16 protein-coding genes and 1 other annotated feature are annotated in these 14,725 nt (G+C 31.5%); of the genes, 14 read left to right on the top strand and 2 right to left on the bottom strand.

Annotated elements, in window-relative coordinates; all coding sequences use genetic code 11:
* The first annotated feature begins 7 nt into the window (after positions 1-7).
* From pyk to thrS, 5 genes are all read left to right on the top strand, one after another.
* Entirely contained in the window at positions 8-1,432 is a 1,425-nt protein-coding gene (pyk, locus tag B5E75_RS02430; protein ID WP_087357206.1) for a pyruvate kinase, read from the top strand.
* A gap of 172 nt (positions 1,433-1,604) precedes the next feature.
* On the top strand, positions 1,605-1,820 hold the full coding sequence (locus B5E75_RS02425; RefSeq protein WP_087357205.1) for a hypothetical protein: 216 nt from the start codon (positions 1,605-1,607) through the stop codon (positions 1,818-1,820).
* A 35-nt stretch (positions 1,821-1,855) separates the two neighbouring features.
* Positions 1,856-2,134, top strand: a complete 279-nt coding sequence (locus B5E75_RS02420) for a hypothetical protein (protein ID WP_087357204.1) — start codon at positions 1,856-1,858, stop codon at positions 2,132-2,134.
* Positions 2,135-2,363: 229 nt separating this feature from the next.
* The gene (locus B5E75_RS02415; protein ID WP_087357203.1) at positions 2,364-2,891 is read left to right on the top strand and encodes a GNAT family N-acetyltransferase; all 528 of its coding nucleotides are present in this window, start codon (positions 2,364-2,366) and stop codon (positions 2,889-2,891) included.
* Complete coding sequence (thrS, locus tag B5E75_RS02410) at positions 2,878-4,611, top strand: threonine--tRNA ligase (RefSeq protein ID WP_087357202.1); 1,734 nt, start codon at positions 2,878-2,880, stop codon at positions 4,609-4,611. Before B5E75_RS02415 ends, thrS begins: the two co-directional genes overlap by 14 nt.
* 73 nt (positions 4,612-4,684) lie before the next feature.
* Here thrS and cysK read toward each other — a convergent pair whose 3' ends face one another.
* Positions 4,685-5,611, bottom strand: coding sequence for a cysteine synthase A (cysK, locus tag B5E75_RS02405; protein WP_087357201.1), 927 nt, complete (start codon positions 5,609-5,611; stop codon positions 4,685-4,687).
* Between the two features lie 150 nt (positions 5,612-5,761).
* On the opposite strand from cysK, the gene B5E75_RS02400 reads away from it, so the two are divergent.
* The 9 genes from B5E75_RS02400 to B5E75_RS02360 all read left to right on the top strand — a co-directional run bounded on the left by B5E75_RS02400 (position 5,762) and on the right by B5E75_RS02360 (position 12,780).
* Positions 5,762-6,112, top strand: a complete 351-nt coding sequence (locus tag B5E75_RS02400; protein WP_087357200.1) for a hypothetical protein — start codon at positions 5,762-5,764, stop codon at positions 6,110-6,112.
* Between the two features lie 9 nt (positions 6,113-6,121).
* Complete coding sequence (locus B5E75_RS02395) at positions 6,122-7,288, top strand: cation diffusion facilitator family transporter (protein ID WP_087357199.1); 1,167 nt, start codon at positions 6,122-6,124, stop codon at positions 7,286-7,288.
* A gap of 40 nt (positions 7,289-7,328) precedes the next feature.
* Positions 7,329-7,560, top strand: a binding site (T-box leader).
* Positions 7,561-7,593: 33 nt separating this feature from the next.
* Positions 7,594-8,613, top strand: a complete 1,020-nt coding sequence (locus tag B5E75_RS02390; protein WP_087357198.1) for a methionine ABC transporter ATP-binding protein — start codon at positions 7,594-7,596, stop codon at positions 8,611-8,613.
* 1 nt (position 8,614) lies between these two features.
* Complete coding sequence (locus B5E75_RS02385; RefSeq protein WP_087357197.1) at positions 8,615-9,280, top strand: methionine ABC transporter permease; 666 nt, start codon at positions 8,615-8,617, stop codon at positions 9,278-9,280.
* Positions 9,281-9,292: 12 nt separating this feature from the next.
* Positions 9,293-10,105 carry a MetQ/NlpA family ABC transporter substrate-binding protein gene (locus B5E75_RS02380; protein ID WP_087357196.1) on the top strand — a complete coding sequence of 271 codons (813 nt, stop codon included), beginning with the start codon at positions 9,293-9,295 and terminating at the stop codon, positions 10,103-10,105.
* A gap of 186 nt (positions 10,106-10,291) precedes the next feature.
* Positions 10,292-10,510, top strand: coding sequence for a type II toxin-antitoxin system RelB family antitoxin (relB, locus tag B5E75_RS02375; protein WP_087357195.1), 219 nt, complete (start codon positions 10,292-10,294; stop codon positions 10,508-10,510).
* Complete coding sequence (locus B5E75_RS02370; protein ID WP_087357194.1) at positions 10,507-10,773, top strand: type II toxin-antitoxin system RelE family toxin; 267 nt, start codon at positions 10,507-10,509, stop codon at positions 10,771-10,773. Before relB ends, B5E75_RS02370 begins: the two co-directional genes overlap by 4 nt.
* A gap of 764 nt (positions 10,774-11,537) precedes the next feature.
* The gene (locus B5E75_RS14515; protein ID WP_162607620.1) at positions 11,538-11,687 is read left to right on the top strand and encodes a hypothetical protein; all 150 of its coding nucleotides are present in this window, start codon (positions 11,538-11,540) and stop codon (positions 11,685-11,687) included.
* Positions 11,688-12,459: 772 nt separating this feature from the next.
* On the top strand, positions 12,460-12,780 hold the full coding sequence (locus B5E75_RS02360; protein ID WP_087357192.1) for a transcriptional regulator: 321 nt from the start codon (positions 12,460-12,462) through the stop codon (positions 12,778-12,780).
* Positions 12,781-12,879: 99 nt separating this feature from the next.
* Here the strand turns inward: B5E75_RS02360 and B5E75_RS02355 are convergent, their stop codons facing one another.
* Positions 12,880-14,670, bottom strand: coding sequence for a flavin reductase (locus B5E75_RS02355; RefSeq protein ID WP_087357191.1), 1,791 nt, complete (start codon positions 14,668-14,670; stop codon positions 12,880-12,882).
* Positions 14,671-14,725 lie beyond the last annotated feature (55 nt).

Here is a 14,725-nt window from a genome sequence, read left to right as displayed (position 1 = left end):
ATTGAGAATGAAAGATAAGATGAAGAAAACAAAGATTATTTGTACAATTGGACCTGCTTCTGAAGATCCAAAAATGTTAAAAAAATTAGTTTTAGCAGGTATGAATGTTATGCGTTGTAACTTCTCTCATGGAGATCATGAAGAACATGGTAAAAAGATGCAGACAATGCGTGATGTCAATGCTGAACTTGGAACAAATTGTGCTATTTTATTAGACACAAAAGGTCCAGAAATTAGAACTGGTGATTTTGAAGGTGGATTTACTGAATTTAAAAAAGGACAAGTGTCTACAATCTGTGTAGAAGATATTGTAGGGACTGCTGATCGTTTTACAATCACATATAAAGATTTGTATAAAGATGTTAAACCTGGTGGATTTATCTTAGTTAATGATGGTCAAGTGGAATTATTAGTTGATCATGTTGAAGGAACTGATATCGTTTGTGTTTGTGCAAATGATGGTAAAGTAAAAAATAAACGTGGAATCAATGTTCCTGGTATCGAACTTGGATTTGATTTCATTTCTGAAAAAGATAGAGCTGACTTAGAATTTGGATGTCAACAAGATGTAGATTACATTGCTGCATCATTTGTGCGTCGTCCTCAAGACGTTTTAGATGTTAAAAAAATATTAGTTGAAAATGGAAAACCTGATATTCAAATCATCGCTAAAATTGAAAATAGCGAAGGTGTTGAAAAAATGGATGATATTATCAAAGTTGCTGATGGTATCATGGTTGCACGTGGGGATTTAGGTGTTGAAGTTCCTGCTGAAGATGTACCATTAATTCAAAAAGAATTAATCAGAAAATGTAAAGCAGCTGGTAAAGTTGTTATTACAGCAACACAAATGCTTGAATCTATGCAAGAAAACCCAAGACCAACTCGTGCTGAAGTGAGTGATGTTGCCAATGCCATCTATGATGGAACAGATGCAATCATGTTATCTGGGGAATCTGCACAAGGAAAATATCCAGAAGAAGCCGTTATGGTTATGAATAAAATTGCTATTAAAACAGAATCTACATTAGATTATGCTTCATTACATAGAAAAGCAATCAGAACAGCTTCTAATGATACTTCAGAAGCTATCTGTATGTCAGTTGCTGAAATCGCAACAAAATTCAATGTGGCTGCTATTGTAGCTTTCACTGAATCTGGATTTACAGCAAAGAAAATGTCTAGATATAGACCAGAATGTCCAATCATTGCGGCAACTCCATATGAAAAAACAACTAAGAAATTAGCAATCAACTGGGGTGTTAAATCAGTAACATGTAAACACATGGATACGACTGAAGGTTTATTAAACTTAGCTGAAGTGATTGCTAAAGAAAATGGTGTAAATGCTGGGGAAACAATCCTTGTGACAGGAGGAACTCCTGGTGTTCGTGGAACAACAAGCTACTTACAATTAATCACTGTTAAATAAATTTTCAATCAATTTCTATTGAAAGTATCACTTTGAAAGTGATACTTTTTTTTCAAAATATAAAAATAGTCATCATTTATACACAATTTTATGCTATTTTAAATATTGAGGAAAGAATATTTTCTTTTTGAGAAAAAAGATATTCTTTCATCAAAAGAAAGGTATGATAATCATGTTTCATGATGTTGGAAAAAAATTAAAGATTTGTGCTTATATATTCATCGTTTTTTATGTTTTTAAATCCATATGTTTTCAATTCCAGTTTATGTGGTCATTACAAAGTATGATGGTTTTGTTTTTTGATTTTATTTTTGCTGTAGTGATTGCTTTGGTTATTTATGGCTGTGGATTGGTTATTCAGTTATTTGAAAATCGAAAGGTTTTATAAAAGTGTCAAAATTGACGGGGAGGGGGGTAAAAATCGTGACTTGTAAAGTATCTAAAATTTTGAAAATATGTGCTTATATCTTTTTGATTGGAAGTATTGTTCAACAAGGATATTCGATAGCGGCAAATACATCTTATTTAAATACAGGACAATTGATGGGAGTTCAATCAATGTTAATGATGTTGTGGTCTTGTTTTATCTCTCTATTGCTTTCGTTTGTTATTTATGGATTTGCTGAAATTGTAGAATATTATGAACTCATGAAAACAAAAGAAACAGATGTCTTGACAAATCAGAATAATGATGTAAAATAATTTTACAAGCGATGATTTAGGATATGTTTTTATAAGTGATTGGTTAGAGAGAAGATGGCTGGTGAAAATCTTGGATAGCTTATAAAAATACTCCCTAATAGCTACGCTCGAAAGAGATGGTCGTATAACTGCGTTAAAGTTTTGAGGTTATCTGTCGATAATGAATAAAGGTGGTACCACGAGATTTCGTCCTTTGGATGAAATCTCTTTTTTATGAGGAGGTGACAATATGATGAAGGGGCATTTAGAATTTCCTGCTATTAAACATGAAGTATCTATGAAGGATTTCATTCAAGCGATGAAAGATGAAAACAATCCCTTTGGTATCAATGGTGCTGGTTCTTATGGAATGGAGAACACTTATCAACAATGGATTGCCAGAGAGAAAAAGAATCATTTAGGGATTGAACTGCAAAATGGTTATGTCCCGGCAACAGAGTTTCTTTATATTGTTGATGGTGTGGTAGTGGGATGTATCAATATTCGGCATTGTTTAAATGAAGAACTCTTGCGTCATGGAGGGCATATTGGTTACTCCATTCATCCCTCTTATCGTTGTCAAGGACATGCGACAATGATGTTGCAGGAAGCTTTAAAGTATTGTAAGCAATGGGATATTTTCCCAGTTTTAGTCACCTGCCATAAAGATAACATAGCATCTCGAAAAACAATTGAAAAATGTGGTGGACAGTTTGAAAATCAGTGTGATGATATATTAAGATTTTGGATTGGAGGAAAAGAAAATGAGAGATTTTAAAAACGAAGAAGCACTCAATACATTAAATCACTCTTGTGCTCATGTTTTAGCACAGGCTGTTAAACATTTATATCCACAGGCAAAATTCTGGGTAGGGCCAGTTGTGAGTGAAGGATTTTATTATGATATGGATTTAGGAGATCAGGTGATTACGGATGAAGATTTACCTAAAATTGAAAAAGAAATGAAAAAAATCTGTAAAGACGGAAAAAGAATTGTCAGAGAAGATATTTCTAAAGCTGAAGCTTTAGAAATGTTTAAAGATGATCCTTATAAATTAGATCTTATTGAAGGATTAGAAGATGGACAAATTAGCTGTTATCGTCAAGGAGATTTTGTTGACTTATGTAGAGGACCACATGTAGAAACAGTGAAGCTTTGTAAGAATTTTAAATTATTAAAACATTCTGGAGCTTATTGGAAAGGTGACAAGAATAACAAAGTCTTACAAAGAATTTATGGTGTTTGTTTCCCTACTGCTGAAGAATTACAGGAACATCTGGATTTCTTAGAAGAAGCGAAAAAAAGAGATCATAAAAAATTAGGAAAAGAACTTGATTTATTTATGATGAGTGAATATGCTCCTGGAATGCCATTTTTCTTACCACATGGTATGTTATTAAGAAATACATTGGAACAGTACTGGTATGAAGAACATGCCAAAGAAGGATATCAGTTCATTAAAACACCAATCATGATGTCAAGAGAATTATGGGAAGTTTCTGGACATTGGGATAACTATAAAGAAAACATGTATACAAGTGAAGTTGATGAACGTGAATTTGCGATTAAACCAATGAACTGTCCGGGAAGTATGCTTGTTTATAAAAATAGTTTACATTCGTATAAAGATTTACCGTTACGTATGGGAGAACTTGGACAAGTGCATAGACATGAAGCCAGTGGAGCTTTAAATGGTTTATTTAGAGTGCGTACATTTACACAAGATGATGCCCATATCTTTATGACACCTGATCAGATTGAAAGTGAAGTCGTACGTTTGATTTCATTTATTGATCGTGTTTATTCAAATTTAGGCTTACCATATGATATTGAATTATCAACTCGTCCAGAAGAAAAATATATTGGAGATTTAGAAATTTGGGAAAAGAGTGAAGCTGCTTTAGCAGCTGCATGTAAAGCAGCTGGGAAAGATTTTAAAGTTAATCCTGGAGATGGAGCTTTCTATGGTCCAAAACTTGATTTCCATGTCAGAGATTCTTTAGGTAGAGTCTGGCAATGTGGAACAATCCAATTGGATATGAATTTACCAGAAAGATTTGATTTAACTTATGTTGATCATCATGGTGAAAAAGTCAGACCAGTTATGTTGCACCGTGTCATCTTTGGATCTATTGAAAGATTTATTGGTATTTTAATTGAACACTTTGCAGGAGCATTCCCATTATGGTTAGCACCTACACAAGTCAAAGTGATTCCAGTTAAAAATGAATATCATTTAGATTATGCAAAAGAAGTTTATCAACTTTTAGAAGCTAAAGGTATTCGTGTGGAATTAGATGATCGTGAAGAAAAATTAGGTTATCGTATTCGTGAAGCACAAATGAAAAAGATTCCATATCAGTTAGTATTAGGAAATAATGAACGTGATGAAAGAACAGTGACTTATCGTCAGTATGGAGAACAAAAACAGACAACTATATCATTAGATGAATTTGTTGATATGGTTTTAAAACAAATTGAAGACAAATCAAGATAAGCGAGTGGAATGACTCGCTTTTTGATTGAAAAGAAAAAGTTATTTCATGACAATATGAAATAACTTTCATTTTTTATTCATATAAAGCTGTTGATAAATAACGATCGCCACCATCAGGTAATAAAACAACAATATTTTTATCTTTGTTTTGAGGTTCTTTTGCCAGTTTTTGTGCTGCAAATAAAGCTGCACCAGAAGAAATACCTGTCAGTATACCTTCTTTTTTTGCGAGTTGACGAGCAGCTTGAAAAGCTTCATCAGTAGATACTGTGATAATTTGATCATAAATATGCGTATCTAATGTTTCTGGAACAAAATTAGCACCAATACCTTGAATTTGATGAGGTCCAGCTTGTCCTTTGGAAAGAAGTGGGGAATCAGCCGGTTCTACAGCAACAATCTGAACTTGAGGATATTTTTCTTTTAAATAGTGACCAACACCACTGATTGTACCACCAGTTCCTATACCTGCCACAAAGATATCAATCTGGCCATCCATCTGCTGATCGATTTCTGGACCAGTAGAAAGATAATGGGCTTTAGGATTGCTTAAATTGGTAAATTGGCTTGGAATAAAACTGTGAGGAATATCTTTTGCTAATGCTTCAGCCTTCGCAATCGCCCCACTCATTCCCTCTTTACCCGGTGTTAAAACAAGCTTTGCTCCATAAGCTTTCATTAATTTTCTTCTTTCTTCACTCATGGTATCAGGCATAACGATGATCACTTTTAAACCTAAAGCACTACCAATAGCGCATAAACCAATGCCTGTATTTCCACTTGTAGGCTCAATAATTGTTGAGTCTAAATGAATTTGACCCGCTTCTAACGCATCCAATAACATTCTTTTAGCAACACGATCTTTCACACTGCCGGCTGGATTATAATATTCTAGTTTTGCGAAAAGATGAGCCTGTGTATCTTCTAACTTTTCAATATGATGTAATTGTAAGATAGGTGTTTGTCCAACCATATCTTGAATACTATGATAAATTTTCATGAGATCACTCCTTTATTTTGTTTCATTATAAAAAGTATAGTCAAAAAAAGCAAAGAATATGATAAAAGTTTTATCATGGAAAATGGAATATTCTTTACCAAAAGAGATTATTCTATGTTATAATGAAAAAACATAGAGGGAGGAATAAAAATGATTTGTTATGATAAAAATGATATCAAGGATTTAAGAAATCATGAAGATCAATACTACATGCCAAGTGCATTATTTGATACAATGCAGTATAAAATGGTACGTTTAGAAGTAAAATGGGCTTATGTTGCCTGTTTAAATGTCATGTTGAAAAGTCCATTATATGATAATAATGGAAATGCTTATATTCGTGATGATCATCCTCAAGTTATTGAAGTTTTAAAAGATTTGGCACATAAAAATGTTGATCAAGCCAAAATTGATGGATATCTTCAAGAATTAGAAGATTGTGGATTGCTTCAAAAAGAAGGTAAAAATATTTATTTGAAAAAAATTTCAAACATTTTCTAGGAGGTTGTTATGTTTCAGTTGATAGTGAAAAAAACGATTCCTAATTATCAATCAACACAAACACCAGAAGTTAGAGAAAAATATGGAACACTTTGCAGTGTTCTTTCTATTATATGTAACTGTATTATGGTTATCTTTAAATTATTGTTTGGCTGGATAACACATTCGGTGGCCATTCAGGCTGATGGATTGAATAATCTTTCTGATATGGGAAGTAATTTAGCGACGTTATTTGGTTTTAAACTGGCAGGAAAACACCCAGATAGTGACCATCCTTATGGACATGGACGTTATGAATATATTGCGGGTTTAATTATTTCTTTTTTGATTCTTTTAGTGGCTTTTTCTTCCTTGAAAGAATCTGTGATGAAAATTTTTGAACCAGAAACATTGTCTTTTACATGGGGTGCAGTGATTGTTTTGATTGTATCTATCATGATGAAATTATGGATGGCAAGCTTTAATAAAAAAGCGGGACATTTGATTGATTCAACATCATTAAAAGCTGCTTCTCAAGATAGTTTAAATGATGTATGTGCTACACTCGCTACATTGATTTCATTATGTTTAAGCTTAGTCACTGATTTACCTGTGGATGGTGTGATTGGTGTCATTGTTTCAGTGGTTGTGTTTAAATCTGGAATTGAAATCTTTAAAGATACGGTTGATCCTTTGCTTGGAAAGGCACCGGATAAGGATTTAGTTGATGATATTTATCAATATGTTTTGTCTTTTGATAAGGTTTTAGGTATTCATGATTTTATGTTACATGATTATGGCCCTGGTCGTCAATATATGACTTTTCATGCTGAAGTGGATAGTCATGAAAATATGATGGAAGTTCATGATCAAATTGATGTGATTGAAAGATCTTTATTAGAGAAGTACAATATTTTAACAACAATCCATATGGATCCTATTGATACTCATGATGCTTTAACGAATGATTTAAAACAACAGGTAGAAAAGATTGTAAAAAATATCAATGAACAATATAGTATTCATGATTTTCGTCTAGTGAAAGGACCAACACATATCAATCTTATTTTTGATGTGTTATTACCAGCTGATGATGAGGTTTCACATCATGATATTAAAAAGCAGATTATTGAAGCTGTGCAAAAAATGAATAAACATTATTTTTGTGTAATTCAAATTGATCATGCATTTTTATAAAAAATATTTGACAAATCTTTATAAACACGATAAGATATTATTAACAACAGTGAAAAGAAGAGTAGTTTATGATGATTCAATAGAGAGTTCTTGGCTGGTGGAAAAGAATGATGAGGCATAAATGAAGATGGTCTTGGAGTTTCATTAGTGAATCGTTAGCTAATGGCGGGTGTACCCGTTATCGTACTAGAGTATGTTGGTACTCGAAAAGGTTGTTGTAGTGATATAACAATGAATTAAGGTGGTAACACGGGTTATAACTCGTCCTTAGTAGGACGAGTTTTTTTGTTGATAGGAGGGATTGGATGATTGAATTAAGACATATACAAAAAGTTTTCCATACACCTAAAGGAGATATTCATGCCTGTCAGGATGTGAATTTAACCATTCAAACAGGGGAAATCTTTGGTGTCATTGGTTATAGTGGAGCAGGAAAATCAACACTTGTTCGTATAATCAATCAGCTTGAAAAGCAGACAAGTGGTGAAGTGATGATTGATGGAGAAGATATTTCTTTATTGAATCCAAAGGATTTAAGAAAGAAAAGAACAAAGATGGGAATGATTTTTCAGCATTTTAATTTATTGTGGTCAAGAACTGTTCAAAAGAATATTGAATTGCCATTAGAAATTGCTGGTGTTGATAAAGAGATTAGAAAAAAGAAAACGAGAGAATTGATTGAACTGGTTGGTTTACAGGGACGTGAAAATGCATATCCAAGTGAATTGTCTGGAGGACAGAAACAACGTGTAGGTATTGCCAGAGCATTGGCTAATGATCCCAGTCTTTTGTTGTGTGATGAAGCCACGAGTGCATTAGATCCAGATACAACGGAACAGATTTTAGATTTATTAAAAGATATTAATCATAAGTTAGGAATTACCATTATTATGATTACCCATCAAATGGAAGTCGTACAAAAAATCTGTCATCGTGTCGCTGTGATGAGTGAAGGAAAAGTTGTTGAAGTAGGACGTGTCAAAGATATCTTTGAACATCCTCAACATACTGTGACAAAACGTTTTGTGAGAGATATATCAAGTAAGATTGATGATGATAAACAAAATGAAAACTTAAAAAAGATTTATCCAAATGGTATTTTATTAAGATTAACATTTGATGAAGATATTTCTAGACAGCCGATTGTTTCTCGTGTGATGAAAGAAACAACATTAGATATCAGTATTGTTTCTGGAAATCTCACAAATACAATTGATAGTTCTTTTGGCGTATTGATTGTCAATGTTTTAGGAGGAACAAAACAGGATTATGAAAACATTATTCAAAAATTTCAAGACTATCATGTGATTGTGGAGGTGATATAAGATGAGTGAATTTTTCAGTCAAATTGATTGGGAGGCTATGCTTGTTGCGATTCAAGAAACATTCATCATGACTATTATTTCTTTGGTCATTGCAGTTATATTAGGTTTTATATTAGGAATTATTCTCTATATCACAAAAGAAGATGGACTTTATCCTCAAAAAATTGTACATCGTATCCTTGATTTTATTGTCAATTTATTTAGAGCAATTCCATTCATTATTCTGATTTTCTTACTTTTGGAAGTCACTTTGATGACAATGGGAACAATGTTAGGTGTGAAAGGGGCTTTACCAGCATTGATTGTTTCCAGTGCCCCATTCTATGCCAGAATGTGTATGATTGCCTTAAGTGAAATTGATAAAGGAACGATTGAAGCCAGTAAAGCTATGGGAGCCAGTAACTGGCAGATTATTATGAAAGTCTTAATTCCTGAAGCCAAACCTGCTTTGGTATCAAGTATTACAGTGATGGGAATATCACTGGTTGGTTATACTGCTATGGCAGGATGTATTGGTGCTGGAGGACTTGGAAACTTAGCCTATATGTATGGTTATGTCAGACAGAATATGCCAGTCATGTATACAGCAACATTCTTTGTTTTGGTGATTGTGTTTATGATTCAGATTATAGGTGATCTGATTGTGAAAAAAATAGATAAGAGATAGGGAGGAAAACATATGAAAAGATTATTAACTGGAATTTTCGCATTATTTTTAGCTATTGGATTAACAGGTTGTGGATCAACAGAGAGTGAAAACACTTTAACTGTTTCAGCTACATTAGATCCTCATTCTAAAATTTTAGAGGAAGCAAAACCGATTTTAAAAGAAAAATATGATATTGATTTAGAAATTAAAGTATTGGATGATTATTATATTTTTAATAAAGCATTAGATGCAGGAGAAGTGGATGCCAATTACTTCCAACATCGTCCTTTCTTTGAAGGAGAAGTTGAAGAACATGGCTATAAAATTGTAGAAGCTGCAGGTATTCATTTAGAACCATTTGGATTCTATTCAAAGACAATTGATAGTATTCAAAATATTCCAGACAATGCAGAAGTCATTATTTCTAATTCTGTTGCTGATCATGGAAGAATTTTAGGTATCTTAGAAGATGCTGGAGTGATTGAATTAAGCAATGATGTAGATCGTCTTGAAGCCACAACAAAAGATATTGTTTCTAATCCTAAGAACTTAAAATTTACAGAAATTAAACCAGAATTATTAGGAACAACTTTCCAAAATGGCGAAGGAGATTTGGTTGCGATTAATGGGAATTATGCCCTTCAAGCTGGATTAAATCCAATGAATGATGCTTTAATTATTGAAGAAGTTGATGCAAGTAATCCATATGTCAATATCGTGGCTGTTCAAGAAGGACATGAAAAAGATGAAAAGATTCAAGCACTTATTGAAGTTTTAAAATCTGATGAAATCAAGCAATTTGTAGAAGATGAATATAAAGGTGCTGTTGTGATGGTAGATTAATAGTGGAGAAATCTCATTTCATAGCATAAATTTAAGATATAATCTTAGGTTTATGCTTTTTTTAATTATTGAATATTTTAGGTGAAATTATCATTAAGATATGCAATGAAATCCATAAAAATGTATATAATAAAGTTGACAGTATATTATTTATGTAGTACAATGTATTACGAAAGAGGTGGTTTTATGAGTTTTTCAATCAGACTTAATGCAGAGGAAGAGAAACTGTTTAAGAACTATGCTAATTTTCATGGAATTTCTTTAAGTGAAGCAATGAAAACTGCATTATTAGAAAAAATTGAGGAAGAATATGATATAGTGATTGCCCAGCAGGCACATGAGGAATATTTAAAAGATCCTGAAACAATATCACATGAAAATTTCATGAAGGAACTTGGTTTATGAGCTACAAAGTTGAATATTCAAAAGCTGCTCAAAAGCAAATTAAGAAAATGGATCGATATACGCAAGTCATGATTATGAGGTGGATAACAAAAAATCTTGTTGGCTGCACTGATCCACGAGTACATGGAAAGGGGTTAAAAGGAAATCTAAAAAACCAATGGAGATATAGAGTAGGTCATTATCGTATTTTATGTGACATAGAAGATGATAAGCTTATTATTCTTGTTATTAATGTTGGACATAGAAGAGAGATTTACAAATAGAATCTCTCTTTTGTTTTGATTAAAAAAAATCAAAAGAGATAGAGGAAAATTAAAAGGAGCATAACAAAAGCCGAACATAAAATAGATTAACGTAGAAATCTATCAGTTAGTAGTGGAAAAAGTAAATTATTACATATTATAGCTGTTTTAATGATACCTGAAAAAGTTATTTACAAGAAGGTTATTATAGGATATGAATGATAAATGCTTAATACTTTTAAGAAGATGGTAGGTGAAAAGTATGTCAATGATATTATTGATATGTTAGGTTTAACATGCCTTGACATGGCCAACCTATATTACTGATTTTATTACTCGTTATAATTGTATATAAAAAACTATTCATCTGATAGGTAAATAGAAAAAGAATGAATAAAAGAAGAAAGTATCCATAACATAAAGATATTTCATGATTATATTACAAGCTCATACATAATTAGAGATGAAATATATTTATAAACTATATAATAACATTTTCTTGTTTTCTGGTATATTTCATAAGATGATGATCATATTATGAAGTGTAGATATGATCTACAATATATTGTTAATCATTTATTGACAAAATTGGATACCTAATGTAAAGTTTTAGTAGAAAGAGAAATATATCTCTTGAAGAGTTGTCTAGAACAACACCTAGTGATCATACATTAAGTATGATTACTGCTTGAAGTGGTCACATTCTGCAAATATAAATCATATTTGATATGATTTACGAAGACATGGATACAAAGGTATCCTTTTTTTATGGGAAGAAATGTATTGTGAATAAAATAAGAAATGGGGGTATTTATTTAATTGATTTAAAAGGTAATGTTAATCCTGAATTTGGAATGAAATATTATTGTGTTTTAGTAAATACTATTGATAAAGATTTATTTTTAGCTTTTCCAACAACAATCTCTATAAAGTGAAGAAAAGAAGCTGGGACTTATATTTTAAAAATAGAATTATTGGTGAGTCAGATATAAATGAAAAAACAGATAATCATGACGTTGAGGGTTAATGATAAAAAATATATAAAACATAATTTGATTATTGAAATGATATCATAGAGTTAATTCATTTTAAAGATTGTTTTTTTAGAAAGGATGATTTTTATATCGGACTTTGATTAACTTGATTGAAATAACCTAAAAAATTTAGCTTACAGTGTCATAATTGGAATATTTAAGCAATCTTCTTGTATCATGGAAAGAAATGGAATCTAGTTAAAAAAAGAGATTGCACTTTTTAAAAGCAGAAAGAAGTAAGATATTGTCACTATCATAGGAAATGTCGTCACCGTTAAAATTTATGGTATCAAAATTGAAAATAGATAGTAGCACATTAGTGCTCATTGTATTATAGTTTGAACACCTATATTATACAGGAGCTTTTATTGTATATAAAAAACGATTCACTCAATGGGTAAATAAGACAAGAAAATGTCCATGAAATAAAGAAATTTCATAATTATATTATAAACTCATGAATAATTGAGATTATATAATAATAAAAAAGTTCTTATAATAGTTATATTATGCTAAAATAAAGTAAGAATTTAAATAATAAAGAGAAATACATTGATGAAAGTCTTAGAAAAATGGTTATTGATAGAACAATCATAAAATGATGCAGATGATCTTTTAAATGAGAAAAAACACAACAATTTTTATGTCTTGAGTTGTATAGGAGGCGATAACGATGAATAACATAACTCATTTATCAAAGATGTTTGAATCAAATATAAGATTACAAATTATTGCTAGTTTATATCAAGGAGATCTTTCCTATAAAAAATTAAAAGAAATTTGTCATTGTACTGATGGAAATATGGCAACGCATTTAAATAAACTTATTCAAAATCAATTTATTTTAAAGCATAAAGTCATATATAATGACAAACCTTTAACGACATATCATTTAACTAATTTTGGTAAAGATGAGTTTCAAAAATATGTTGCTGTATTGCAAAAAGCTATTGAACCAGTGACGGAAGAAGAGAATACCAACCATGATCAGTGAGCTGCTAATCCATTTTCAATTTAATGATTTTTTGTCAATAAAAAGAGGCTGTAACCTCTATAGAGTGAAATGACTCTATTTTGGTTGATGCCTCTTTCTTTATTGAATAGGTTCAAAATCTACAACACCATGTTTACATAATGGACAGATGAAATCTTCTGGAAGAACATCACCTTCGTAGATATAACCACAGATTTTACATACATAACCTTTTTTACCTTCTGTTTGAGGTTTTGGTTTGACATGATTTTGATAATATGTATAAGTCATTGTATCTAAATCAGAAATCACACGGGCTTCAGTGACTTTACAAATGAACATACCATGTGTTTGTAAATCTACATAATCTTCAACTTCTAAAGACATAAATGCATTAATATAACGAGGTAAGAATGCAAGACCATTATCAGAATGTAATGGTTCAAAACCTTCAAATTTATTAACAGTACGACCACTTTGGAAACCAAATCTTTCAAAGATACTAAATGGAGCATCTACTGATAGACAGTTCACATTTAATTTTCCTGTTTGTTTAATGACATGATGAGAATAGTTTTGTTTATTGATATTGACCGCAACTCTATTTGGATTATCTGTTAATTGTGTCACAGTATTGACAATTAAACCATTATCTTGTTTTCCATCATTGCTTGTCACAACATATAATCCATAACCAATCTTAAATAAAGCAGTCATGTCATGTTTATTTGCTTTATCATTAGATTTCGCAATGTAATCACGACATAATTCATCGCTTAATTTTTCAATTGCTTCACTGCTTTCACTATTTAATGCAGATTTAACAGTGATATGATTTTCTGCCCAAGTGATATTCTTACAGTTTTCTAACATGGCTTTCATGACTTTACATGCCATTGGTGCCCATGAACCATTTTCCATTAAGGCAACAGTACGATTCTGGAAGTTTCTTTCTGTTAAATGATGAATAAAGTCTTTCATGAATGGGAAAACATCAGCATTATATGTGACAGAAGCTAAAACAAGTTTACCATAGCGAAAAGCATCACTGACACATAATGCCATATCCTCACGTGCTAAATCATGAACAACAACTTTTGGACATCCTTTTTCAGTTAATTTTGATGCCAGTAAATCAACAGCTTTTTTGGTATGACCATAAATAGAACTGTAAGCAATCATAATACCATCAGTTTCTACACTATATGATGACCAAGTCTGGTATAAGTTGATATAGTGTGAAAGATTATCTTTAAGAACAGGTCCATGTAATGGACAAATCGTTTGAATGTCTAAACCAGCAGCTTTTTTAAGCACTGCCTGTACCTGTGCTCCATATTTTCCAACAATACCAATATAATAACGACGTGCTTCATCATCCCAATCTTCATTTACATCATTAGCCCCAAATTTACCAAAACCATCAGCAGAGAACAAAACTTTTTCTTTTTGATCATAAGTCATCATAACTTCTGGCCAGTGTACCATTGGAGCAAAGACAAATGATAAAGTATGTTTTCCTAAACATAGTTCTTCACCATTTTTGACAACTAATCGTTGATAATTTGGATCTAAAGAAAAGAACTGATCCATCATCATAAATGTTTTTGCATTACCGACAATTGTTGTTTGAGGATAAACTTTCATGAAGTTTAAAATATTTGCTGAATGATCAGGTTCCATATGCTGAATAATTAAATAATCTGGCTGTTTTCCATCTAACACTTCAGCAATCTGATCTAACCATTCATGAGTAAAATGAATATCAACTGTATCCATAACTGCAATCTTTTCATCTAAAATGACATATGAGTTATAAGACATACCATGAGGGACATGATATTGTCCTTCAAATAAATCAACTTGATGATCATTGACACCAACGTATTTGATATCGTTTGTTATTAACATTTTTTATTCCTCCATTTCCTTTATAATTATAGACATATCTCTATAAAAAATCAAT

The organism is Massiliimicrobium timonense (assembly GCF_002160865.1).
GTDB lineage: Bacteria > Bacillota_I > Bacilli_A > Erysipelotrichales > Coprobacillaceae > Allocoprobacillus.
This window is presented reverse-complemented; position numbering and strand designations above follow the sequence as displayed.